General features: G+C 62.4%; 18 protein-coding genes. 9 read left to right on the top strand and 9 right to left on the bottom strand.

Annotated features, from left to right (window positions below; all coding sequences use genetic code 11):
- Nucleotides 1-4: 4 nt before the first annotated feature.
- From Q390_RS0105620 to Q390_RS20615, 4 genes are read right to left on the bottom strand one after another with little or no spacing between them, the layout of a single operon-like run.
- Nucleotides 5-2,524, bottom strand: a complete 2,520-nt coding sequence (locus Q390_RS0105620; protein ID WP_027995183.1) for an ABC transporter permease — start codon at nt 2,522-2,524, stop codon at nt 5-7.
- A 55-nt stretch (nt 2,525-2,579) separates the two neighbouring features.
- On the bottom strand, nt 2,580-2,768 hold the full coding sequence (locus tag Q390_RS20620) for a hypothetical protein (RefSeq protein ID WP_342666083.1): 189 nt from the start codon (nt 2,766-2,768) through the stop codon (nt 2,580-2,582).
- Complete coding sequence (locus Q390_RS17655; RefSeq protein WP_342666082.1) at nt 2,728-3,774, bottom strand: ABC transporter substrate-binding protein; 1,047 nt, start codon at nt 3,772-3,774, stop codon at nt 2,728-2,730. Before Q390_RS17655 ends, Q390_RS20620 begins: the two co-directional genes overlap by 41 nt.
- A gap of 48 nt (nt 3,775-3,822) precedes the next feature.
- Nucleotides 3,823-4,086, bottom strand: coding sequence for a hypothetical protein (locus tag Q390_RS20615; protein ID WP_342666081.1), 264 nt, complete (start codon nt 4,084-4,086; stop codon nt 3,823-3,825).
- 304 nt (nt 4,087-4,390) lie between these two features.
- On the opposite strand from Q390_RS20615, the gene Q390_RS17650 reads away from it, so the two are divergent.
- Nucleotides 4,391-6,412 (top strand): diguanylate cyclase domain-containing protein, encoded by a 2,022-nt coding sequence (locus tag Q390_RS17650; protein WP_051603066.1) that lies wholly within the window; start codon nt 4,391-4,393, stop codon nt 6,410-6,412.
- A 180-nt stretch (nt 6,413-6,592) separates the two neighbouring features.
- On the opposite strand, the gene Q390_RS17645 is transcribed toward Q390_RS17650, so the two are convergent.
- Entirely contained in the window at nt 6,593-8,920 is a 2,328-nt protein-coding gene (locus Q390_RS17645) for an FdhF/YdeP family oxidoreductase (RefSeq protein WP_037472332.1), read from the bottom strand.
- Between the two features lie 82 nt (nt 8,921-9,002).
- Nucleotides 9,003-10,094: an iron-sulfur cluster carrier protein ApbC gene (apbC, locus tag Q390_RS0105600; RefSeq protein WP_027995182.1), complete on the bottom strand. Its 1,092-nt coding sequence runs from the start codon at nt 10,092-10,094 to the stop codon at nt 9,003-9,005.
- Between the two features lie 104 nt (nt 10,095-10,198).
- Between apbC and Q390_RS0105595 the strand changes: the two genes are divergently transcribed.
- The 8 genes from Q390_RS0105595 (at nt 10,199) to Q390_RS0105565 (ending at nt 19,058) form a co-directional block, all read left to right on the top strand.
- A complete protein-coding gene (locus tag Q390_RS0105595; protein ID WP_342666080.1) occupies nt 10,199-10,783 on the top strand; it encodes a restriction endonuclease in 585 nt (194 codons plus the stop codon).
- Between the two features lie 120 nt (nt 10,784-10,903).
- Nucleotides 10,904-11,227 (top strand): helix-turn-helix domain-containing protein, encoded by a 324-nt coding sequence (locus tag Q390_RS0105590; RefSeq protein WP_037472285.1) that lies wholly within the window; start codon nt 10,904-10,906, stop codon nt 11,225-11,227.
- Nucleotides 11,224-12,537: a type II toxin-antitoxin system HipA family toxin gene (locus Q390_RS0105585; RefSeq protein ID WP_027995179.1), complete on the top strand. Its 1,314-nt coding sequence runs from the start codon at nt 11,224-11,226 to the stop codon at nt 12,535-12,537. Before Q390_RS0105590 ends, Q390_RS0105585 begins: the two co-directional genes overlap by 4 nt.
- A 217-nt stretch (nt 12,538-12,754) precedes the next feature.
- Nucleotides 12,755-13,213, top strand: a complete 459-nt coding sequence (locus Q390_RS19035) for a hypothetical protein (protein WP_051603065.1) — start codon at nt 12,755-12,757, stop codon at nt 13,211-13,213.
- Between the two features lie 9 nt (nt 13,214-13,222).
- Entirely contained in the window at nt 13,223-14,233 is a 1,011-nt protein-coding gene (locus tag Q390_RS17640; protein ID WP_051603064.1) for a hypothetical protein, read from the top strand.
- 110 nt (nt 14,234-14,343) lie between these two features.
- Nucleotides 14,344-15,072 carry a hypothetical protein gene (locus Q390_RS19870; protein ID WP_156949836.1) on the top strand — a complete coding sequence of 243 codons (729 nt, stop codon included), beginning with the start codon at nt 14,344-14,346 and terminating at the stop codon, nt 15,070-15,072.
- A gap of 188 nt (nt 15,073-15,260) precedes the next feature.
- A complete protein-coding gene (gene metG, locus Q390_RS0105570) occupies nt 15,261-17,354 on the top strand; it encodes a methionine--tRNA ligase (RefSeq protein ID WP_027995177.1) in 2,094 nt (697 codons plus the stop codon).
- Nucleotides 17,355-17,372: 18 nt separating this feature from the next.
- Entirely contained in the window at nt 17,373-19,058 is a 1,686-nt protein-coding gene (locus tag Q390_RS0105565; protein ID WP_037472283.1) for a SulP family inorganic anion transporter, read from the top strand.
- A 216-nt stretch (nt 19,059-19,274) separates the two neighbouring features.
- On the opposite strand, the gene Q390_RS0105560 is transcribed toward Q390_RS0105565, so the two are convergent.
- The 3 genes from Q390_RS0105560 to Q390_RS0105550 are packed head-to-tail and all read right to left on the bottom strand — an operon-like array spanning nt 19,275 to nt 23,905.
- On the bottom strand, nt 19,275-20,468 hold the full coding sequence (locus tag Q390_RS0105560) for a VWA domain-containing protein (RefSeq protein ID WP_037472281.1): 1,194 nt from the start codon (nt 20,466-20,468) through the stop codon (nt 19,275-19,277).
- Entirely contained in the window at nt 20,465-22,807 is a 2,343-nt protein-coding gene (locus Q390_RS0105555) for a DUF5682 family protein (RefSeq protein ID WP_051603063.1), read from the bottom strand. The genes Q390_RS0105560 and Q390_RS0105555 overlap by 4 nt, the downstream gene beginning before the upstream one ends.
- Before the next feature lie 12 nt (nt 22,808-22,819).
- Nucleotides 22,820-23,905 (bottom strand): ATP-binding protein, encoded by a 1,086-nt coding sequence (locus Q390_RS0105550; protein ID WP_027995173.1) that lies wholly within the window; start codon nt 23,903-23,905, stop codon nt 22,820-22,822.
- Between the last annotated feature and the right edge of the window lie 9 nt (nt 23,906-23,914).

The following is a 23,914-nucleotide window of genomic DNA, read 5'->3' as shown; positions in this document are numbered from 1 at the left end:
TATTTTATTCCGCTGCGCGGCGCAGCGTGTCCATCACCGGGCGTTGCAGCACTTCGCGCAGGCCCCACCAGCCGGCAGCCAGCGCCAGCACAGCACCCGCCACACTGCCCCCCAGGGGCACCCACAGCGGGGCCGTCCAAGTGAAGTCAAACACGTAATGCGCCAAGGCCCAGCCCACGGCGACGGCCACCACGCTGGCCAGAAAGCCCGCCAGCAAACCGACGCCGACCAGCTCGGCGCGCTGCACCTGGCGCAGCAGGCTGGCGCGGGCACCGAGCGCACGCATGATGGCGTACTCCCGCGCGCGCTCTTCGCGTGTGGCGGTGACGGCAGCAAACAGCACCACCAGACCGGCCGCCAGTGTGAAGGTAAACAAAAACTCCACCGCCCGGATCACCTGATCGAGCACGCCCTGCACCTGCGCCAGCGTGGCGCCCAGGTCCACGCTGGTGATGTTCGGAAACTGCTGCACCAAGGTGTTGTCAAAACCTGCCGTGGTGGGCGCACGGTAGGCGGCCAAGTAGGTGATGGCCACGCCCTGCAGATGCTCGACCGGGTACATGGCAAAGAAGTTGGCCCGCATCGAGCCCCAATCCACCTTGCGCAGGCTGGTGATGCGTGCGTCCTTGCTGACGCCACCGATGTCAAAACGCAGCGCATCACCCAGCTTCAGCCCCAGGGTGGTGGCAATGCCGTCTTCCAGGCTGATGGCGCCCTTTTCGTCCGGCGTCCAGCGCCCAGCGACGATCTGGTTGTGCGCCGGGGCCTGCGCGGCGGTAGAGAGGTTGAATTCGCGTGCCACCAAGCGCTGAGCGCGGTCGTCGGTGTAGCGGGCGGGGTCAATGGGCTGGCCATTCACCGCCACCAGACGGCCGCGAATCATCGGGTACCAGTCGTATTGCGTCACGCCGGCCGTGCGCAAAGCCTGTTGAAACGCCTCAGCCTGATCGGGCTGCACATTGATGACAAAGCGGTTGGGCGCATTGGCCGGTGTCGCCTGGCGCCAGCTGGCCAGCAAGTCGGTGCGGATCAACACCAGCAGCACCAGCGCCAACAGGCCGACCGCCAAGCTGCTGACCTGCACCACGGCATAGGCCGGACGGGCGGCAATCTGCCGCGTCGCCAACACCAGCCAACGCGGCGCGCTGGCCTCCTGCACACTGCGGCGCAAGCCTTGCACGGCGACCCAAGCCAGTGCGGCAAACAGCGCCACCGCGCCGGCAAAGCCACCGACGGCGATGAGGCCCAGCATCCAGTCGCTGCTGACCACCAGCAGCAGCGCGGCAAACCCGACCACGCCCAGCACCAGCACCGCCAGCGAGGCCGGCCGCAGCGCGCCGACATCGCGGCGCATCACGCGCAGCGGTGGCACCTGCGCCAGTTGCAGCACCGGCGGCAGGCCAAAGGCCAACAGCAAGGTCAAGCCCACACCCAGCCCCAGCGCCGCCGGCCACAGGCTGGCCGTCGGCAAGGCCGATGACACCAGCCCGGCCAGCAGCAGCACAAACACGTAATGCACGGCAAAACCCAGCGCCACGCCCAGCACGCTGGCGCACAGGCCAACCAGCACAAATTCAAAGGTGTAGCTCCAGGCAATGGTGCGCTGGCTTTGCCCGAGCACGCGCAGCAGGGCCGAGGCGTCCAGGTGGCTGGCGGCAAAACCGCGCGCCGCCAGCGCCACCGCCACCGCCGACAGCAGCGCCGCCAGCAGGGCCACGAGGTTGAGAAATTTTTGTGCGCGCTCCAGCGTCTGCTTCATCTCGGGACGGCCGCTGTCGAGCGACTCGACGCGCACGCCATGCACATCGGGCTTTTTGACCTCCAGCGCCGCCCAGCGGCCAAACTGCTGCACCGCCGGCGCCGCCCCGACTACGGCAAAACGATAAGTCACGCGGCTGGCGGGTTGCACCAGGCCGGTGGCCGGCACGTCAGCAGCGTTGACCATGGCGCGCGGCGCAAAGTTGGTAAAACCACCGCCCCGGTCCGGTTCCAGGGCAATCAGCCGCGCAATGCGCAACTGGGTATCCCCCAGCAACAGGAAGTCTTCCATCCGCAAGCCCAGCGCTTCCAACAGCGGCGCGTCCACCCAGACTTCACCCTGCGCTGGAATGTCGCGCGTCACGTGGGACGGCACACCGGGCGCGTCGGCCACTTGCATGCTGCCGCGCAGCGGGTAGCCCGGCTGCACACTTTTAAGCGCCACCAGCTTGGCTGCGCCGCCTTGCACCTCGCTGGCCCGCGCCATGGTCGGAAAGCCCATGCTGGTGGCGGTCTGCAAGCCCAATGCCTGCGCGCGCTGAACAAAAACAGCGGGCGTGGGCACATCGCTGGAGATCACCACATCACCGCCGAGCAGTTGCAGTGCATCGCGCTGCAAACCGCTTTGCAGCCGGTCGGCAAAAAAGCCCACTGAAGTGAGGGCCGCCACCGCCAACGTGACGGCAACCAGCAACAGGCGCAACTCGCCCGCGCGCAGATCGCGCCACAGCGTGCGCCAACCAAGGCGAAGAAAGGACAGGTTCATGAGAGCGCCACCTTAGCGCAAATCGGCCGGACGGCGGCCACGGGCAGCCGGTTGTCTATTCCCAGGACATGGCAGCGATGTCGTGCGCAAAGATCGGGTAGTTCATCCACAGGCCCTTGAGGCCCTTGCGCGCCACGGTGCTCAGCTGCGGCGTGAAGATCCATGCGTTGGCGGCATCGGCTGCCAGATGGCGTTGTATTTCGTTAAACAGCAGCACCCGCGCGCGCTGTTGGCGCGGCGTCATGGCCTGCCACCAGACCCCGAAAATCGGCGCTGTCATAGCCGAAGTAGTAGTCCGGGTCGGTGTAGATGGCGTAGTCCAGCGGCTCGACGTGGTTGATCAGCGTCAGGTCAAAATTACCCTTGAAGGTGCCCGCCAGCCACTGCGCCCAGTCCACCGGCTCGATGTGCAGCTGGATGCCGACCTGGGCCAGCGCTTGCGCCAACACCGGCCCACCAGCGCGCGCATAGGGCGTCGGCGGCAGGGTCAGCGACAGCTTCAACGGCAATGGCACGCCGGCGGCCTTGAGCAGCCCCTGGGCACGCAACGGATCGAAAGGATAAACACCTGTCAGGTGTACATAGCCGGCATCGGTGGGTGAAAAATGGCTGCCAATAGCGCGCCCCTGTCCATACAGCACGCTCTTGATGAAAGCCTCGCGATCGATGGCATGGGTGATGGCACGGCGCACGCGCACATCGTTTAACGGGGGGCGTCGATGGTTGATGGCCAACATGCCCTTGCCGCTGGACGCACCCACCAGCACCTGGTAGCGCGGATCGGAGCGAAAGCGCAGCGCGTTGTCGGTGGCAATATTGAAGAACACATCCACCTCGCCCGACTGCACGGCTGCAGCTTGCACAGCCGGATCGGCAATGAAGCGGAACGTCGCCTGCTCCAGCGGCACCTGCGCGGCGTGGCGATAGCGGGGTGACTTCAGCAGCGTGACGCCCCAGCCTTTTTTCCACTCCACAAACTGGTACGGCCCGGTACCGACCGGCGCGATGGCGGCCTGGGCGGCGCTGGCCGGGTGCAGAATCACCGCCGTACTCTCACCGAGTCGGAACAGGGTGCTGGCATTGGCGTGGTGCAGCATCAGCACCACGGTGTAAGGGTCGGGTGTCTCCACGCTGGCGATGTTGTCGAACAGCGCCTTTTTGGCCTTGTTGGTCGATTGCGCGGCGCGTCCGCGCTCCAGGCTGAAGCGCACGGCGTGCGCGTCGAAAACGGCGCCATCGTGAAACACCACGTCCTTGCGCAGCTGAAAGGTGTAGCGCCGGCCGGTGGCGTCCTGGCTTCAGGCGTGCGCCAGCTGCCCGGACAGCAGGCCGTCTTCAGCGATTCTGAGCAGGTTCTCGAAAACGTTGTAGTGCACCACCTCCCCAATCGACGCGGTCGGCGAGGTGGTCGGGTCCAGACTGTCGGGCTCCAGTGAGATGCTGATCACCACGCCCGTCTTGCGGGTCTGGGCCTCCTGCACCGGTACGGCACCCAGCTCTGTGAGCGCCCACCCACCCAACAAGGCGGCATGGCGAAGGGCATTGCGGCGGGTCACTGGCATGGAAACCTCTGACATGAAAAAAGACAGGGGCAGTCAAAATCGGCCGATGCCACTACCCCCTCCATCTTGGTTTCAAATTGCGACAGATTAATTCTTGCGCCCTGGTTGCGATCCTGTCGCGCTGGGACAGCGCCAAGTGATACAAGCCAGCCGGGGTCAGTCCCAACTCAGACAGAGGCCAGGGACGAGGGCGCTAGTCCTTTTAGCGTCAGGGCAGACGCAGGAAGATTCGATAGCATGGCAACTATTTCGCAAAAATTGAAAAAATACCTTTGTATAACTTCTGCTCCACCACAGGCCCACCATGCTTCTGCCGACCGTGCTGAAGAAATGCCGCAGCCATGCCGGCAAGGCGATTGTGTTGATCGCTGCGGCCGTCTTGGGGCTCCTGGTCTGGTGCGTCACCCTCCTGTACCAGCAGCGCTTGGCGCATTACCGCCACCAGGCAGAGCGTGAACTGCAGGCCATCAACCAGTTGCAGGTCCACAGCGTGGGCGCCTGGCGCGAGCAGCGCCTGACCGATGCCATGGCGCTGTCCGATGACGTGCTGCTGGCCCAGGCGCTGTCGCAGTGGCTGCGCCAGCCCTCGCAGGCGCGCCAAGTGCTGCTGACCGAGCGGCTGCGCATATTGCAAGAACGATCCAATTACACCGCTGTCCATCTGGTTGACACGCAAGGCCGGCTGCTGTTGCCCCAGGACACGGCATGGCAGATGCCCGGGCCCGAACTGCAAGCCTTGCACCAGACCTTTACCACCGCCCAGACAGGCGTGGTCGAACCGCGCCGTGACGATTATTTTGCCTTTCCCTTTTTCAGCCTGCTGGCGCCCATTTTTGACGGCGCACACCCCTTGGGGGCGGTGTGGCTGGTCATCGATGTGCGCACCAGCCTGTTTCCCCTGCTGCAAATTTGGCCCACGTCCAGCGAAACGGCCGAGTCCAGCATCGTCCGCCGCGACGGCGATGACGTGCTGTTTCTGAGCCCGTTGCGCCACCGCACCGGGGCAGAGTTCACTTTGCGCATCCCCCTGACGCAACACAGCGACCCGGCAGTGCAAGCCTTAGCTGGCGCGCGCGGCATCTTCTACAGCCGCGATTACCGGGGCAAAGACACCATGGCCATGCTCAGTGCCGTGCCTGGATCGCCCTGGTACATGGTGTCAAAAATCGACACCGAGGAAATTTTTGCCGATACCCGGGTGCGCGAAGGGCTGGCGCTAAGCCTGCCAGTCAGTCTGGGTTTGTTGCTCACCGGCATTATTTTTGCTTTTGCGCAGCGGCGCGGCCGGCTGCAGGAACAAGCCCTGAAAGTCGCTCTGCAGCGCAACATGCTATGGCTCGAAGGGGCACAAAAAGCGGCCTCCATCGGCTATTTCGCCTATGACGCAGCTGCTGACGCCTTCACCCTGTCTTCGATGGCCCGCACCATCTTTGGCTGGGAGGACGGCAACGTCATGCTGCGGCATCAATGGATCAAGCTGATCCACCCCGACAACCGCCAGGAAGTAGTGGCGCTGCATGAACAGACCATTGCGCTGCGCCAACCCGTGCAGATTCAATACGGCATCTGCCGGGCGAATGACCAGCAGATACGCTGGGTGCAAGTGTGGGCTGAATATGAAGCCCCCCCTTCGCCACGTCAGGTCGCGCGCCTGACCGGCACCGTGCAGGACATCACCGAGCGCAAACAGACCGAGCAAGAGCTGGCCGATTACCGCGCCGTACTCGAACAAAAGGTGCGCCTCGATCCCCTGACGCAGGTGGCCAACCGCCGTGCACTCGATGAACATGTGGCCACCCAGTGGCAGCGCGCCATGCGCAACCACGCGGCGCTGTCGCTGCTGATGATCGATGTCGATCACTTCAAGCGCTACAACGACCACTACGGCCACATCGAAGGCGACGAGTGTCTCAGGCGCGTGGCGCACATGCTGGCCGGCATGGTCTCGCGTGCCGACGAACTGGTGGCGCGTTATGGCGGCGAGGAATTTGCCATCGTGCTGCCCGACAGTGAAGCCTCACAGGCACTGGCCCTGGCACAAAAAATGTGCGCTGCCGTGGTCGGTGCAGGCATCACACATGCCGACTCGCCGACGGCATCCTGGGTCACCATCAGCATTGGCGTGGCCTGTATCCACCCGATATTTGGCAGCACGGCGCAGGCGTATGACGCCGTATTGGACGCTGAACTGGCCCACGCGCTGGATGGCGCGCTGGCCCAGGCCCTGTTCGAGCAGGCCGACGCTGCTCTGTACGCCGCCAAGCAACAGGGCCGCAACCGGGCCGTTTTGCAGGCGGTACTGACGCCCAGTGCAGAAACCGCCTGAGGCCCCCAGGGGGACGCACTGCCAGCCCCGGCATCAACGCGCCTCAGCGAGAGGGGCGTCATCAGCACGCTGGCACTCTGAGCCAGGCGTTTGCCCAGGCGCGGCAGTGACATGCCGACGGTGTCGTCCGCTGATTCTTCCGCCAGGGCGCGCAGGATGCGGCAGGCCAGCGGTTCGTCTTCAGACATGGCTGCCCGCCTGGGCGACCCCCACTCCATGCGGCCGCAGCAGCACCGGAATGGACTTGGATGTCGGCGTGCCCGCTGCATCGGCCACGGCAGACAGTGGCACCAGCGGATTGGTTTCGGGGTAATACGCCGCCAGGTTGCCGCGTGGAATGTCGTAGGCCACCAGTCGAAAACGCTCGGCGCTGCGCTGTTGATCGTCGTGCCAGACGGTGTGGATATCCACCCAGTCGCCGTCTTTCATTCCCAGTGCGTGGATGTCTTGCCGGTGGATAAACACCACCCGGCGTTGGCCATACACGCCGCGATAACGGTCGTCCATGCCGTAAATGGTGGTGTTGTATTGGTCGTGCGAGCGTGTGCTCAGCAGCGTGAAAACCATCTGATGGGGGTGCCGCGCCCGCGCTTGGTGCGACGGCGTATCGCGCGGCACCACCGGCGCATAAAAGCGGGCCTTGCCCGCGGGTGTTTCCCACAGGCGTTCGCTGGCCGCGTTGCGCAGTCTGAAGCCGCCCGGCACCGCGACGCGCTGGTTGAAATCGTAAAAATCGGGAAACACCTGCGCAATCAAGTCGCGGATGCGCCGGTAGTCCTCCACCAACCACCGCCACGGCACGCGGCTGCGCCCTGCTAAGGTGGCCGCGGCCAAGCGCGCGACGATGGCCGGCTCGGACAGCAGATGTGCCGACGCCGGTGGGTTGATGCCGGCCGACAGGTGCACCATGCTCATCGAATCTTCCACCGTCACGCCTTGCGCGCCGCCGACTTGCAGGTCGATTTCCGTGCGGCCCAGGCAGGGCAATATCAGCGCCTCTTGGCCATGCACCACTTGGCTGCGGTTGAGCTTGGTGGTGACGTGCACCGTCAGCTCGCAGCGCTGCAGCGCCTTCCAGGTGGCGTAAGTGTCCGGCGTGGCGGCAGCAAAGTTGCCGCCCAGTCCGATGAACACCTTGCCGTGCCCACTTTGCATCAGCCGAATCGCCCCGACCGTGTCCACCCCCGGTGCGCGCGGCGGCTCGAAATCAAAGACGTCGCGCAGGCGATCGAGCAGCGCTGCCGGCGGCTTCTCCCAAATCCCCATGGTGCGGTCGCCCTGCACATTGCTGTGGCCACGCACCGGGCAGGGGCCGGCGCCGGGTCGGCCAATGTTGCCGCGCAGCAGCAGCAGGCTGACGATGGCCTGGATGGTCTGCACCGCGTACTTGTGCTGCGTGATGCCCATGCCCCAGCAGGCAATCACGCTGCGGGCGTTGATGTACAGGTCGCCCGCAGCGCGCAACTGCGCCTCGCTCAAACCGGATTCTTCTTCCAGCAGCGCCCAAGATTCGCTGCGCAGCTCGGCCGCCAGCGCCTCAAAACCCGTAGTGTGTTCAGCGATAAAAGCCTGGTCCAGCACGCCACCGCGCGCGTCCTCCTGCTCCAGCACCTGCTTCATCATCCCCTTGACAGCCGCCAAATCACCGCCGACGCGCAATTGAAAGTAGTGCGTGCTGATCGGTGTGGAGCCCAGCCTCGCCATCTCCAGCGTGTCTTGCGGATCGGCAAAACGCTCCAGCCCGCGCTCGCGCAGCGGGTTAAAGCTGACAATGCGCGCGCCGCGCCGGTGGGCGGCACGCAGCTCACCGACCATGCGCGGGTGGTTGGTGCCAGGGTTTTGGCCAAAGACAAAGATGGCGTCCGCCAGCTCAAAGTCGTGCAGCGTCACCGTGCCTTTGCCGACGCCAATCTGCGGCTTCATGCCACTGCCGCTGGGCTCGTGGCACATGTTCGAGCAGTCGGGAAAGTTGTTGGTGCCGTACTGGCGCACAAACAACTGGTACAAAAATGCCGCCTCGTTGCTGGTACGGCCCGAGGTGTAGAAGATGGCTTGGTTCGGATCGGGCAGCGCGTTCAGGTGGTGGGCTATCAAGGCAAAGGCGTTGTCCCAGTCAATCGGCTGGTATTTATCGCTGGTGGCGTCGTAGACCATCGGCTGCGTCAGTCGGCCTTGGTCTTCCAGCCAAAAATCGCTTTGCTGCGCCAATTCAGCCACCGTGTAGCGCGCAAACAGCTCGGGGCCAGCGTGCCGCAGCGTGGCTTCCGCCGCCACGGCCTTGACGCCGTTTTCACAAAACTCAAAGGTCGAGGCGTGGTTGCGGTCTGGCCAAGCGCAGCCGGGACAGTCAAAGCCCTCGGGCTGGTTGGCCGACAGCAGCGTTTTCGCCCCCTTGATGGCGATGCCGTGGCGCAGCAGGGTATTTTTGACGCTGTTCAGCGCACCCCAGCCACCGGCAGGAGCGGCATAGAACTCGATTTTTTCTGCGGGCGCTGGTGGCTGGGGCATGGGCATGGGCATGGGCATCAAAATTAATAGCTACTAGCGCACGCACCTCAAGGGCTAGAGGCTGTTTTTACTTAAAAACACCTCAGGTGTCCTGCGACACCTTGATCGTCGGGAATTTGGAAGAAAAATCCTTCGCCTGCTGCGCAATTTTCACCGCCACAGTGCGCGCGACCTGCTTGTAAATTTGCGCGACTTCGCCGTCTGGGTCGGCCACCACGGTGGGCTTGCCGCTGTCGGCCTGCAAGCGGATCTGCATGTCCAGCGGCAGTGCGCCCAGGTAGTCCATTTTGTAATCTGCGGCCATCTTCTTGCCGCCACCTTCGCCAAAAATATGCTCAGCGTGGCCGCAGTTCGTACAAACATGCACCGCCATGTTTTCGACGATGCCGAGGATCGGCACGCCGACCTTTTCAAACATCTGGATGCCTTTTTTGGCGTCGAGCAAGGCAATGTCCTGCGGCGTGGTGACGATGACCGCGCCGGTGATCGGCACGCGCTGGCTCAGGCTCAACTGGATGTCACCGGTGCCGGGCGGCATATCAACGATCAGGTAATCGAGGTCTTGCCAGTTGGTCTGGCGCAGCAGCTGATCGAGTGCCTGCGTCGCCATCGGGCCGCGCCAGATCATGGCCTGGTCGGGCTCGACCAAGAAGCCAATCGACATCACCTGCACGCCGTAATTGGTTAGCGGCTCCATGGTCTTGCCATCATGGCTCTCGGGCTTGCCCGCAATGCCCATCATCATCGGCTGGCTGGGACCGTAAATGTCCGCGTCCAGCAGGCCGACCTTGGCGCCTTCCGCCGCCAGCGCCAGCGCCAGATTGACGGCAGTGGTGCTCTTGCCCACGCCGCCCTTGCCCGAGGCCACGGCAACGATATTCTTCACGCCGGGCAGCAATTGCACACCGCGCTGCACGGCGTGCGACTGCACCTTGAAGGTGACGTTGGCCGACACATTGGTCACGCCCGGCACGCTCTTGGCAGCGGCCACCAAACTGCTGCGCAGCGCCGCAATCAAACTTTTGGCCGGGTAGCCCAACTCCACGTCAAACGCCACATCGCCGCCGCTGATATGCAGGTTGCGCAGCGCGCGCGTCGAGACAAAATCTTGGCCCGTGTGCGGGTCAAGTACGCCTGCCAAGGCCCGCAATACATCCTGTTCTGATACAGCCATTCCAATTACTCCTAAGTTGCGGCGAGTCTATGCGTAAGCCCCCAACCCCACGCCTACCGCTGACAATGCGGCACCCCTTTGCCAAAAAGTAAACAAGGACTTTCGTGAAATTCAAAATGGCCCCCAATTCGCTGTTTGCCATCTTGCTGCGTTCGCCGTGGTGGATCAGCTTTGTCCTCGCCGTCGCCATCATGTCGGCCTCGCTCGCGTGGCTGCCAGCGCGCTTTGCCGTGTATGGCGCGATCGGCGGCCTGCCGATTGCCGGTGTCGGCTTGATTGCCGCCTGGCGCCAACTGCGCGCGCCCAGCGCGATGCAGGTCAGTGCTAACGTCGATGCCGCGCTCGCTATGCCGTGGCGCGAGCTCTCGAAAGCACTAGAAAACGCGTGGCAACAAGCCGGCTACAGCGTCGAGCGTTTGGAAGGTACAGAAGGCGCAGCCGACCTGCGCCTGACCGAAAAAGGCCAAGTCACCTTGGTAAGCGCCCGCCGCTGGAAAGCTGCCAGCCACGGTGTCGAACCCCTGCGCCAACTGCACGCCGCCATGCAAGCCCAAGGCGCAGACGCCGGCATCTACATCGCCGCGCAAGGCATCGTCACCGAGCAAGCCCAAACCTTCGCCCGCGACCACAACCTGACGCTGCTGCCGGCCAGTGCGCTGGCGCAGCTGTTGAGCAGCGCTAGCGCCTGAGAGACTGAACTGCCATAACGCTTGGCAGCCTGCACCACATTGCAGATAATCACTCTGATGGGAACACTAACATCAGAAAAGAAGTCAACAGAGAGTGCTAACAGCGCCAATAGGCTAAAGATGCCTATTTCGTTGCCCATTGAGCGCGCCTTGGTCAAGCTGGGCCAAGACATCGCTTTGGCCCGCCGGCGGCGGCGCATTTCGCAGGCATCGCTGGCCGAGCGCATTGGCGCTTCGCTGTCCACGGTGCGGCGCATGGAAAAAGGCAGCGCCAGCACACCCTTGCTGTTTATCGCCCGGGCGATGCACGTGTTCCAAGAACTGCCGCGACTGGCGAACCTGCTCGATACGCCTCACGACGAAATCGGCCTCACCCTGATGGACGAGCAACTTCCCCAGCGCATCCGCACCCGCAAGCCCCAGCCCTCCTCGGGGGCGTTATGACGACCAGCCCGCTGCACACCAAGACAAAAATCAGCGTCTGCATCGGCGAAGCAGACCAACCGGTCGGCACGCTCATCTACACCAAACAGGGCGCGCGCGAAAACACCTCCTTCGCCTACAGCGAGGGCTGGCTCAGCGGCGCTAATCGCTTCAAGGTCTCACCGGAACTTGAACTGGTGACTGCGCACCAGTCACGCAAAGCACCGTCCAAAGTGGACTCACCGTTTCCCTTCGCCTTGGCCGATACCGCGCCCGATGCGTGGGGCCGGCGGGTGATCCTGCGCGACCATGCCAAGCGCCGCAAAAATGGCGACCAAGACACCAAGCAAGGTGCCCTGACCGAGTTGGATTTTTTGCTGGCCGTGGATGATTTCAGCCGCGTCGGTGCCCTGCGCCTGCGCGATGAACAGGGTGTGTTCCAAAGAGCCGCCCACACCGGCCAGCGTGCTACGCCGGCACTGCTAGACCTCGGCAAAATTTACGCTGCCAGCCGTGCGGTGGAGCAAGGACAAGAAACTGAGGCCGACCTGCGCTACTTGGTCGGCAAGGGCACTTCGCTCGGCGGAATGCGGCCCAAATGCACGCTGATTGACCACCACCAGCGCCTCGCCATCGGCAAATTCCCCAGCGTCGGCGACACGCGCAGCGTCACGCGCGGTGAGGTTTTGGCGCTGCGCTTGGCCAGCGCTGCGGGTATTAACGTGGCCCAAAGCCGCATTGAGCTTATCGACGGCGTGGCGGTGGCCGTCATCGAGCGCTTTGACCGCACCGCAGACGGGCGGCGCATTCCGTATTTGTCGGCAGCGTCGATGCTCCAAGCCTCACGGCAGGACGAGCACCACTACGTCGAAATAGCCGATGCCATCTTGCAAAGCTCGCTACAACCGACGCTGGACACGCAAGAGCTGTGGCGGCGCATGGTGTTTAACCACCTGATTACCAACGTCGATGACCACCTGCAAAACCACGGTTTTTTGCACCACGGCCACGGGCTGTGGCGGCTGGCGCCAGCGTTTGACATCAACCCTTTCCCCGACAAAGACCGCGAGTCCAAAACTTGGCTGTCCGAAGCCACCGGCCCCATCATCGAGCTGGCACCGTTGCTAGCGCACTGCGAATACTTCAGCTTCAGCCGCCAGCAGGCCTTGGATGCGCTGGCCAAAATCTACCAAGCGGTGAAGGGCTGGCGCAGCATGGCCACCAGCGCCGCGGTGGGCCTGAAGCCCCAAGAGCTGGACGACTTTGCCCCCGCGTTCGAGCACGAGGCGATGGAAGAAGCACGTATCTCCTTGGGTCACGCGAGCCACTGACACCGGCCCAACGGCGCGACTGACACCAGCCGCCTGAATTGACCTCCTTCCCGCACCCTGGTCAAAGGCTATCGTTTACCAGCAGTTGGCAGTTCGTATGATGGTTACGGAAGGTTTCAACTTGATACCTACCCCGAGAGGGAGAAGCCCTCGGTATTTTTCTCGCCACAGAGCGAACAACATGTCACTTCGAAGAAGCTTTACAGCGCACAGGCTCATGGCCGTCACCTTGTCTTGGGCCGTGCTCACCAGCCTTGCCAGCGCCGCACCCCCTCCGGAAATACTCAAGGCACTCAAGAGCACGGCTGCCGTGCAGGCCGTGCCAGCGCCACCTTCCATCAACCGCCAAACGATCCGCCAGCGCATGGCGGCTGAACGTGGCAAAGTGGCCCCACCCAAACCGCTGGCGGGAACGCAGGTCGATCTGTACCCGCCGCTCAAGCTGGAAAGCAAGCCTCGCGCCCCGCTGCCGCCGACAGTCACCAAGGCGCTGGCGCGACAAGCCTCCGCTGAACTCCAGCAGCGCAAAGAGGCTGCCGCCGTGCAGAGCCGGGGCACCCTGGCATCTTTTGCACCGCTGTGCCAAACACTCGGCATCAACACGCTCTACACCCTCAACGGGCCGCAAATGGGCAACGCCTACTGCTATCACTTTGCCGTGACACAGAAAGCCTAGTCCACCGCCTTGCTGATGGGTCAAAGCGCGAACACGGATTTCGCCCTGACGCTGCTCAAGGACGATGGGGTCAACAACCTCAGCGTCATCGCCGTTTCAGACGTGATCGGCAATGGCGACGAGTTCATCACTGCCCTGACCGAGCCCGGCAACTACTACTGGTACATGGAGCCCTACGCCACCGATGGCACGCCCATCAACTTCGGCGTGGTGGTCAACACCCAGATCGACGCCCACGAGCTCAACGACGTACCGGCGCTGGCCACAGTGCTGCCGGACAAGCTCAACGCCCTCTACGGCAATTCGGACAGCACAGACGATCTTGACCACTACCTGTTCACGTCCGTGCGCGGGCAGGACGTGGTCATCATGCTCGAAGGTGTCAGCAGCGGCACGAGTGGGCAGTGGATCACCGAAATCTCAGGCAACGGCACTGCGTGGCAGGCCGTGCAGAACGATGGCTACACCAGCATTGGCAATCTGCAGCAAAACCAGCCTATTTACGTGCGCGTGCGGCCCAATCCCACTGCCACATGGAACGCAGCGGCGCAGTACCGCTTGTATTTCGGCTCTAAAGCAGCGGCTGGAACCCACTCGGTTTCAGGAGAGAGCAATCTCGTCAGAATTCCTTATTCAACGCCCTATCTGACGACACAGGTGTACCGCCAAATGACTTGGGGTGCCAGCGTTCAGGATTCCAAAGGATCTCCCCTTCCTGGGGTGGAGGCAACCCTGACACTATGGCCTAATAATAATTTCAGTTCTGAGTATGTTGCTCATCAAATGGAAATGAATAATGGTGGAGCAGGTTTCAAAACTATCAATCTTGGCGATTGCAGTGGGGACAATAACACTCTATTTACTAACAGTGCGAGTGGGCAGAGCTATCAATATCGGGCTTATTTTAATATAGGAGCCTGGAGAATTGACGTTCTTGGAGGGCCTGATGCGGGCGTCGGCGGGCCGAACTCTCCGACTGTTACTCTGGGGCACATTTGCAGCATGAATATCGTTCATTAATAAAATACAACACAATACTGCATTCATATTAATAGGATCGGCCTGGTTCTCCGTTCACTTCTCAAGATGATGGCGACCAGGCCGATACAAGATTCAACAAGGAGCATTCCATGAGTACCATACGAACCAACCATTGGGCCACCGAGGCGAGCAGCGAAGCTCTTCGCGCCCGTATAGCACAAGCGGGTGCCACCAGCCAAGCACAGGCATCCCAGGTGAGCGTCAGCACGCAATCTATTGGAGAAGCTGTGGCTGCGGCCTCGGTGGTGTATCGCCAGCGACAAAACGAAGTGCCTGCCGATAACACGTATGTACATTTAGATGCTTGGGTAGATCCGTCGCTTGAATCTACGGAGCAAATTAATTCACGCAACGCGAATATGACCAGGATCGGGAGGCAAGTTGATAATACCTTGAATGCAATGAATGGTGTATACAAGCAATTCAAGCAATCGCTGGAGCGCACTTCTCCTGATCTGGCAAAGCGCGATTTTGGTTTCACCCTTGACCCCCAAGGCGATCTCGTTGCCACTGGAGTTAGCGGACAGGAAAAAACCCGGCTTACGCAATTGCTCAATAAATCTCCGCAATTACGAGAATTGGCTTCTCAGTTCGCTCACAGTTTGAAGGAGTGGGCTCAAGCAGACCACATCAGAGGCTTTGGGCAATACAAGCTGGATGCCCAAACCTTTCAGCACACCATCGATATTGGAGAGGGACTGGATGCTCGCAACGGAAACAACAATAACAACAAAATGAGTTGGTTCTCACAGCTTTCAGAAAAAGGAATGCTCGACTACGAGAAAATAGAAGCGATGAAACCTTACAAAGCCTGGTAGGTGGGAATATTTTTTAGGAGTGGATCGGCGCGCAGCCGCAACCAGGGCTTGCGCGCTGACACTTATTGATAGCCGCTGGTAAGCAGCCGCTGGACGACTTGGCGCTAGCGTTTGAGCACGCGGCGCTGACACCCGCCGCCTAAAATCGAAAATTCCGCTCTACAGCGCACTGCACTTGAAATAAGCCCATGACCGCACGCAAACTCTTCGTCACCACTGCCCTGCCCTACGCCAACGGCAACTTCCACATCGGCCACATCATGGAATACATCCAGGCTGACATTTGGGTGCGCTACCAGCGGATGCAGGGCGCGCAGGTCAACTTTGTCGGCGCCGATGACGCGCACGGCGCGCCGATCATGATTGCGGCGGAAAAAGCCGGCAAAACGCCGCAGCAGTTCGTCGCCGACATTGCCGCCGGCCGCCAGCAGTATCTGGACGGCTTTCATATTGAATTTGACAACTGGCACAACACCGACGCGCCAGAAAACCACCAACTGGCGCAGCAAATTTACCTCGGCCTCAAGGCCAATGGATTGATTGAAACCCGGGTAATTGAGCAGTTCTTCGACCCCGAAAAGAACATGTTTTTGCCCGACCGCTACATCAAAGGCGAGTGCCCCAAGTGCCACGCCAAAGACCAGTACGGCGACAACTGCGAAGTCTGCGGCGCGGCCTATGCGCCGACCGACCTGATCAATCCGTTCTCGGCGCTAACGGGGGCGCAGCCGGTGCTGAAAAGCTCCGAGCACTTCTTCTTCAAACTGTCCGACCCGCGCTGCGTCGAGTTTTTGCAGGAGTGGACGCAAAACGGAAAGCATGTGCAGCCCGAAGTGGCCAATAAGGTCAAAGAATGGTTTAGCGTGCGCACCAACCCCGACGGCACGACCAGCGAAGGCTTGGGCGACTGGGACATCAGCCGCGACGCGCCGTACTTTGGCATTGAGATTCCCGATGCACCGGGCAAATATTTCTACGTCTGGCTGGACGCGCCCATTGGCTATTTGGCCTCGCTCAAAAACCTGCTGGACAAGCGCGGCGAGGATTACGAGGCCTACATGGCCGACCCGCAGTTGGAGCAAATCCACTTTATCGGCAAAGACATCGTCACTTTTCACACGCTGTTTTGGCCAGCGACGCTGCAGTTTTCCGGCCGCAAAACGCCGGACAAAATCTGCGTCCACGGCTTTTTGACCGTCAACAACGGCGAGAAGATGAGCAAGAGCCGGGGCACGGGTCTTGACCCGCTGAAATACCTCAGCTTGGGCATGAACCCGCAGTGGCTGCGCTATTACTTGGCCGCCAAGCTGAACGGCAAGAACGAAGACATCGACTTCAACGCCGACGACTTTTTGGCGCGGGTGAACGCGGATTTGATTGGCAAATTTATCAATATCGCCTCGCGCGCCGCCGGTTTCATCACCAAGCGTTTTGGCGGGCAGTTGGGCACCGTCAGCGCTGACGGCCAAGCACTGCTGGAGGTGTTGCGCGCGCAGTCAGGCGCGCTGGCCGATGCCTACGAAAAGCGTGACACCGCCCGCGCCCTGCGCGAAGTGATGCTGCTGGCTAACCGCGTCAATGAATATGTGGACGCCAACAAACCGTGGGAGCTGGCCAAGCAGGACGGCATGGATGCGCGCCTGCAAGACGTGTGCAGCACCTGCATCGAAGCCTTCCGCCTGCTGACGCTGTACCTGAAACCCGTGCTGCCGGCGCTGGCGGTGCAGGTCGAAGCGTTCCTCCACATCGCGCCAATGCAGTTTGCCGATGCGCAAAGCGCGCTGGGCGCTGGCCACGCCATTGGCACCTACCAGCACCTGATGCAGCGCGTCATGCCCGAGCAGCTTGATGCACTGTTTGAGCCTCCAGCCCAATCGCAGCAAGCGCTAGCAGCTATCGAAAACGAAGTGAACCCGCTGCCCGGCGGCGAAGCGATTGCGCCGACCATCACCATCGACGACTTTGCCAAGGTGGATTTGCGCATTGCGCTGATCGTGAATTGCGAAGCGGTCGAAGGCTCCACCAAGCTGCTGCGCCTGACGCTGGATGCGGGCGAAGGCCGAACCCGCAACGTCTTGAGCGGCATTGCCAGTGCCTACAAACCCGCCGACCTGATTGGCAAACACACGGTCTTGGTCGCCAACTTGGCACCGCGCAAGATGAAGTTTGGCGTCAGCGAAGGCATGGTGCTAGCCGCCAGCCACGGCGACGAGAAAGCCAATCCGGGTATCTACGTGCTCGAACCCACCCCCGGCGCTTTGCCCGGAATGCGCGTGCGCTAACCCCCACTGGACACCACTATGGCCATCCAATTTCGCCCGCGCAGCTTGGATGTCCTGCGCAGCTACAGCCGCAGCCGTTGGCTGGCTGACCTGGGGGCCGGCGTCACCGTCGGCATCGTCGCCTTGCCACTGGCGATGGCCTTTGCCATTGCCAGTGGCCTGAAACCCGAAGCCGGACTGTGGACCGCCATCATTGGCGGTTTTTTGATCGCCCTGCTGGGTGGCAGCAACGTGCAGATTGGCGGGCCGGCAGGCGCATTCATCGTCATCGTCTACGGCATCGTCGAGCGCTACGGCGTCGCCAATTTGCTGATTTCTACCGCCTGCGCCGGCGTGCTGCTGTTTGCGCTGGGCCTGTTCAAGCTGGGCAGCTTGGTACGCTTTGTGCCGGTGAGCATCGTCATCGGCTTTACCAACGGCATTGCGGTGCTGATTGCGCTGTCGCAACTGAAGGATTGGCTGGGGCTGGCGATTGACAAGATGCCGGGCAACTTCTTCTCGCAAGTGCACACGCTGGCGCTGCACATCGACAGCGTTAATTTCTACGCGCTGGGGCTGGGGCTGGCCTGTTTGCTGGGCGTGTTTATCTGGCCGCGCTTGTTTATGCACGGTTCGCCGGTACTGCGCTTGCCTGAGGGACTGACTGTGCGCCGCTTTGCGCGCATTCCGGCACCGGTGGTGGCGCTGGTGACGCTGACCGCGCTGGCGCGTTGGCTGGAGATGCCGATCGAGACCATCGGCAGCAAATTTGGCGGTATCCCGCAGCAACCGCCGTCGTTTGCGCTGCCCGAGTTTTCGTGGGACACGGCGCGCCTGCTGGTGACGCCGACCATCACCATTGCACTGCTCGGTGCCATTGAATCACTGCTGTGCGCGCGCGTTGCCGACCAATTGGCCACCGACCCCACCTATCGCAAGCACGACCCCAACCAAGAGCTGATGGCCCAAGGCGTGGCCAATTTCGTCGTGCCGTTTTTTGGCGGAATGCCGGCCACCGGCACCATTGCCCGCACCGTCACCAACCTACGCGCTGGAGCCACCTCGCCCTTGGCGGGCATCGTGCACGCCGCCACGCTGGCGCTGATCGTGCTGGTGGCGGCCCCGCTGGCGCTGCACATCCCGCTGGCCGTGCTGGCGGGCATCCTGTTGTTTGTCGCCTGGAATATGGGTGAATGGCGCGAGTTTGGCCGGCTGCGCCATTTCAGCAACCACTACCGCTTGCTGATGCTGGGCACGTTTTTACTGACGGTGGTGTTTGACCTGACTGTCGCCGTCGAGGTCGGTTTAGGGCTGTCGTGCGTGCTGTTTGTGCGCCGCATGAGCGAGCTGTTTCGTGCCGAGCCGGTGCTGACCGAGGAGCTGATAGACGCCCACATCGAAGCCAGTGCCCGCCCGCGCCGCGTCTGGTGCTTGCGCGGCGCGCTGTTCTTTGGCGCGGCCGCCAAAATTGACCCCATCGTCCAAGCCGTCGAAACCGGCCCGGCCGGGCTGGAGCTGTCGCTTGATATGCGCGACCTGTTTGCCTTGGACACCACCGGGCTAGAAGGCTTGGAGCAAATCCTCAAAGCCGTCGGCCAGCGCGGCGGCTTGCTGCACATCCTGCACGCCCAAGAGCAGCCGCGCTCGTTGATGGATCGCGCCGGCTTCAGCGCGCATTTGGATGCACAAAATGCGGCGCAGATGACAGCACAGACGCCCCCGTAGGTCGGGTTAGCGCAGCGTAACCCGACACTTCATCCCACAATCAGCTATCAAAAAAGATAGCTGTTAGCGCACGTATCTAAAGGGCTGGAGGCCTATTTGATACATATATGGCAACTACTCAGCTACCTCTGAGAGTTGAGTAGTTACAAGTTTTAAACCAAATCAGCCTCTAGCCCTTATGCAGCAAGCGCTAGCAGCTATTATTTTTGATAAATTTCAACGCCCGCTTTTGGCCGTCGTCACCAACCCCTGCCCTGCCGCCCAGGCATTGATGTCTTCCTTGCGAATCGCCGCCGCCATCAGGCCTGGAAAGGCATCGGGCGTGCAGGCAAACGACGGCACGCCTAGCGCAGCCAGCTTGGCACCCAGCGCCCGGTCATAAGACGGCGCGCCTTCGTCGCTCAGCGCCAGCAGGGTGATGAATTGCACGCCGGACTCGACCAGCGCGGCGGCGCGGCGCAGCAAATTGGCCTCGACGCCGCCTTCGTACAGGTCAGAGATCAGCACCAAAATGGTGTTGCGCGGCTCGCGGATGATGGATTGGCAGTAGCCGACGGCGCCGTTGATGTCGGTGCCGCCGCCCAGTTGCACGCCAAACAGCAGCTCGACCGGGTCGTCCAACTGGTCGGTCAGATCGACGATGGCGGTGTCAAACACCACCAGCTTGGTCGCCACCGAAGGCAAGGACGCCATCACTGCGCCGAAGATGCTCGAATACACCACCGAGGCCGCCATCGAGCCGCTTTGGTCAATGCACAGCACCACTTCGCGCTGCGGGCTGCGCGCTTTGCGGCCATAGCCGATCAGCTGCTGCGGCACGATGGTGCGGTATTCCTCCTGCCAGTGGCGCAGGTTGGCGCGGATGGTGCGGTTCCAGTCGATTTCGCTATGGCGCGGGCGGCGGTTGCGCTGGCTGCGATCCAGCGCGCCGGTAACAGCCGAGCGCATCGGTTCTTCCAACTTTTTCAGCAGCGCATCGACCACTTTGCGCACCACCATCCGGGCGGTGTCTTTGGTGCTGGCCGGAATCACGCCCGACAGTGCAATCAGGTTAGCCACCAAATGCACGTCAGCGTGTGCGCTTGCTAGCATTTCAGGCTCCAGCAGCAGGCTGCGCAGGTCGAGGCGCTCCAGCGCGTCGCGCTGCATCACTTGCACCACCGAGGCCGGAAAATATTTGCGGATGTCACCCAGCCAGCGCGCCACGCTGGGCGATGACCCGCCGCGCCCGCCTTGGCGATTGCTTTGGCCAAGGCCGTTTTTGCCGTCCGCGTCGTACAGCGCGGACAGGGCTTGGTCCATCTCCGCCGCCGTGCCCGAGAGCTTGCCGCAGGCGCTATCGGCCTCGCCGCCCAGCACCAAGCGCCAACGGCGCAGGCGTTCTTCTTCGCTGACCATGGGGGTGTTCATAAAGCTATTCCCAAAATGGTTTGCAGCAGCGGCACCGGCAATGCGGCCAGTTCGGCATCCCACGGCGTCGCGTTGGCTGCTGTGGCCGCGTGGGTTGGGGTGCTGCCGCCTTGGCGCGCGCGCTGCGCCAAGTCGCTCCTCTCACTGGCGCTGAAGGCCGAAAACGTGCGCCGCACCAGCGCCAAGATGTGCGTGAAGTGGGTATCCGTTAGGCTGCTGAGCCAGTCATTGACCAGTTGCCACAGCTGGTTGTCGTGCAGCAGCACCATCGCATTGCGGTTCAAAAAGCCTTCTAGCCACGCCGCTGCTTGCAGCGGCTCGGTGCCGCTAGACAGGTGCAGCGACAGCGCTTGCGCCGCGTTGCTGGCCGGCCAAATGCTGTCGTCCAGCAGCAGGCGCGCGGCCAAGCCTTGCAGCAGCGGGTGGACGCTGCTGCTGTCGGTCATCAGGCGCAGGGCGCGCTGCCACGCTTCGGTTTGCTCGGGCGCATCGCGCAGCGACACGGCGCTGTGCGCGGCCAGCAGCGTGGTGCGCAGGCTGTCGGCGCTGTCATCGTCGATGCCGCTGCACGCCAGCGGCAGGCCGATGGCCGCGCGCACGATGAGGCTGTCGAGCATGTGCGCCACCATCGCGGTATCGGTTTGGCGCACGTTACCGTAGCGAAACACATTGGCCAGCGCCGGCAGCGCTTGCAGCAGTTGCAGCGTGTCGCCACTGACGGCGGCGCGGTTTTCCAAGAGGTGCGTGATGGCCTGCACAGCGGGAGCCAAGTCGGCCAACAGCACTTGGTTAACCAGCTCGGACAGCTGGCGCAGGTTGTCGGCTTTGTGCGCTTGCTCCAAGCTGGACGCAGTGGCGGCGACTTCCAGCGTCTGCCCCCACTGGCTGGCTTCAATCAGGCTGACGACAAATTCGGGCTGCCATTGCAGTTGCCATATTTCATGGAAGGTGCCGCTGCCGGTGCGCCCGGTGCGGCTGACCCGGCCCCACGGCACACCAATCAATTGCAGGCGGTGCAGCAGATGGCTGCGCGCCAAGTCATTGGGCTGGCGCAAGTCCAAGTCCAGCGTGCGCTCCAATGCTTCGGGTTTGAGGCGCAGCGATTTTTGCTGTTGCTCTACGTCTTTTTGCAGCGGCACGGTGGGCACGTCGGGCGGCACTTGGCCCATGCGCTGGCCAATCAGCAGGGCATCGGCAATGAAGTCCAGCGCGGCATCGTCGCCCATCGTCAGCACGGTGCGCGTGGCTTCGTGCAGCTCTTCCAACCCAGCCTGCGGGCGCTGGCGCAGGGCGGCCAGCGTGTCGGCCAAGCGGGTGGCTTCAATCAGGTGGGCGCTGGAGCAGTCCAAATCGCGCTCGCGCATCAGCCGCGCTACCCGCGCTAGCCAGCCCACGGTGCGCGGCGGCGCGGTGGCGGGGGATGCATCAAACGCTGCGCCACTGAGCCACAGGTGTTCGTACCAGCCCGGCGCGGCAATGCCCGCGCCGTAGCCGCTGGTGCGCGTCAGGTGGCGATAGGTCCACGGCACCCACGTCGATTGCACTTTGAGTTTGGGCAAGCCTTTCAGCAGCGCCACATCCGCGCTGGCTTTGGTCGCGGCTTGCAAACCGCCCAAGTGCCACGCACCGCAGACCACGGCAATGCGCTCGTGGCCTTTTTTCACCGCATCGCGGATGCGCTGGCGCATGTGGGCTTCGCGCAGCAGCTCGCGGCGGGCGCGATGGGGGCAAAGTTCGTCGGCTTGCGCGCCCAAGTCGCTGCGCAGGGCGGTCATGGCCTCGGCAATGGCGGCAAACAGCTCTTCGCCATCACCACGCTCTTCGACGGTGTGGTTCCACCAGCTTTCGCCATCGGCATGGCCAGCGGCTTGCGCCAGCCAGTGCAGCGGGTCAGTGCGGTAGCTGGGTTCGATGGGTTCGGCGGGCTCCGCTTCCTGCACTGCTTCGGCGGGTGCTTCTGCGGCCGCTTCTTCCTCTTCGCGGGCTTTGGACAGCGCCAGCTGGTGTACCAAAGGCAAGTCGATAAACGATGCTGGCACCTGCCGTTGCAGGGCCCAACGCAGCGCCTGCCATTCAGGCGAGAACACCGCAAACGGGTGGTAGACGGCGCGGCGTGGGTCGTCGGGGCAGTAACTCAGCAGGGCGACCGGCGGCTGCATTTGCTCATGCAGCAGGGCGGTCAGCACGGCTTCGCCTTCGGGCGGGCCTTCGACCAGCACGCAGTCAGGCTGCAAAGCAGCCAAAGCCCGCACCAAGCTGCGCGCACAGCCCGGCCCGTGGTGGCGAATGCCGAAATAGTGAACCTTGGACGCTTGGGGAGCTTCGGGGACTTTGCTCACAGCAACCGCCTGTTATTCGAGTTCCTTACAGGCGCGGTACAGGCTTTTCCAGTCTTCGCGCTCTTTGACGACGATGTCCAAATATTCTTTCCAGACCACCGCGTCTTGCACTGGGTCTTTGATCACCGCGCCAATCAGCCCCGCCGCCACGTCGTGTGGGTGCAGCACGCCATCGCCAAAATGCCCGGCCAGCGCCATGCCGTTGTTAATCACCGAAATCACCTCGGCCGTGGACAGCGAGGAGCTGGGCGACTTGAGCTGCGTTTTGCCATCTGCCGTGCGGCCACTGCGCAGCTCGCGAAAGATTTGCACGATGCGGCGCACCTCTTTCAGCGCCGGTGGCTCGGCGGGCAGTTGCAGGGCTTGGCCCATCTCGCCGACGCGCTTGACGACGATGGAGACTTCTTCTTCCTCGGTCGATGGCAGCGGCAGCACGACGGTGTTAAAGCGCCGCTTCAAAGCCGCTGACAGCTCGTTCACGCCCTTGTCGCGGTTGTTGGCGGTGGCAATCACGCTAAAGCCGCGCGTGGCCTGCACTTCAGAACCCAGTTCAGGAATCGGCAGGGTTTTTTCTGACAGTACGGTGATGAGCGAGTCCTGCACGTCGGCGGGGATGCGTGTCAGCTCTTCGACGCGGGCAATCTTGCCGTTTTTCATGGCGTTCATCAGCGGGCTGGGCACCAAGGCTTTTTCTGACGGGCCGTGCGCCAGCAGTTGGGCGTAGTTCCAGCCGTAGCGCAGTTGTTCTTCGCTGGTGCCGGCGGTGCCCTGAATCAGCAGCGTCGAATTGCCACTGACGGCAGCGGCCAAGTGCTCAGATACCCACGACTTGGCCGTACCCGGCACGCCGTACAGCAGCAGCGCCCTGTCTGTCGCCAGCGTGGCGACGGCAATCTCCATCAGGCGGCGGCTGCCGATGTATTTGGCGCTGACCTCAAAGCCGTTGTCCAGTTTGTCGCCCATCAGATAAGACACCACTGCCCACGGCGACAGCCGCCAATTGGCGGGGCGGGCGTGGGTGTCGGCCTTTTGCAGCTCTTCAAGCTCGTGGGCAAATTGGTGTTCGGCGTGTTGGCGCAGGGCTTCGGTGGTGCTCATGAAAATCTT

The sequence above is a fragment of the Simplicispira psychrophila DSM 11588 genome (genome assembly GCF_000688255.1).
Taxonomy (GTDB): Bacteria; Pseudomonadota; Gammaproteobacteria; order Burkholderiales; family Burkholderiaceae_C; genus Simplicispira; species Simplicispira psychrophila.
This window is presented reverse-complemented; position numbering and strand designations above follow the sequence as displayed.

Excerpts from the sequence above, each read along its gene's own strand:
- Q390_RS0105620 (WP_027995183.1), bottom strand. The coding sequence starts at position 2,524 with ATGAACCTGTCCTTTCTTCGCCTTGGTTGGCGCACGCTGTGGCGCGAT.
- Q390_RS20620 (WP_342666083.1), bottom strand. The coding sequence starts at position 2,768 with ATGACGCCGCGCCAACAGCGCGCGCGGGTGCTGCTGTTTAACGAAATA.
- Q390_RS20615 (WP_342666081.1), bottom strand. The coding sequence starts at position 4,086 with ATGCCAGTGACCCGCCGCAATGCCCTTCGCCATGCCGCCTTGTTGGGT.
- Q390_RS17650 (WP_051603066.1), top strand. The coding sequence starts at position 4,391 with ATGCTTCTGCCGACCGTGCTGAAGAAATGCCGCAGCCATGCCGGCAAG.
- Q390_RS17645 (WP_037472332.1), bottom strand. The coding sequence starts at position 8,920 with ATGCCCCAGCCACCAGCGCCCGCAGAAAAAATCGAGTTCTATGCCGCT.
- apbC (WP_027995182.1), bottom strand. The coding sequence starts at position 10,094 with ATGGCTGTATCAGAACAGGATGTATTGCGGGCCTTGGCAGGCGTACTT.
- Q390_RS0105590 (WP_037472285.1), top strand. The coding sequence starts at position 10,904 with ATGCCTATTTCGTTGCCCATTGAGCGCGCCTTGGTCAAGCTGGGCCAA.
- Q390_RS0105585 (WP_027995179.1), top strand. The coding sequence starts at position 11,224 with ATGACGACCAGCCCGCTGCACACCAAGACAAAAATCAGCGTCTGCATC.
- Q390_RS19035 (WP_051603065.1), top strand. The coding sequence starts at position 12,755 with ATGGCCGTCACCTTGTCTTGGGCCGTGCTCACCAGCCTTGCCAGCGCC.
- Q390_RS19870 (WP_156949836.1), top strand. The coding sequence starts at position 14,344 with ATGAGTACCATACGAACCAACCATTGGGCCACCGAGGCGAGCAGCGAA.
- metG (WP_027995177.1), top strand. The coding sequence starts at position 15,261 with ATGACCGCACGCAAACTCTTCGTCACCACTGCCCTGCCCTACGCCAAC.
- Q390_RS0105565 (WP_037472283.1), top strand. The coding sequence starts at position 17,373 with ATGGCCATCCAATTTCGCCCGCGCAGCTTGGATGTCCTGCGCAGCTAC.
- Q390_RS0105560 (WP_037472281.1), bottom strand. The coding sequence starts at position 20,468 with ATGAACACCCCCATGGTCAGCGAAGAAGAACGCCTGCGCCGTTGGCGC.
- Q390_RS0105550 (WP_027995173.1), bottom strand. The coding sequence starts at position 23,905 with ATGAGCACCACCGAAGCCCTGCGCCAACACGCCGAACACCAATTTGCC.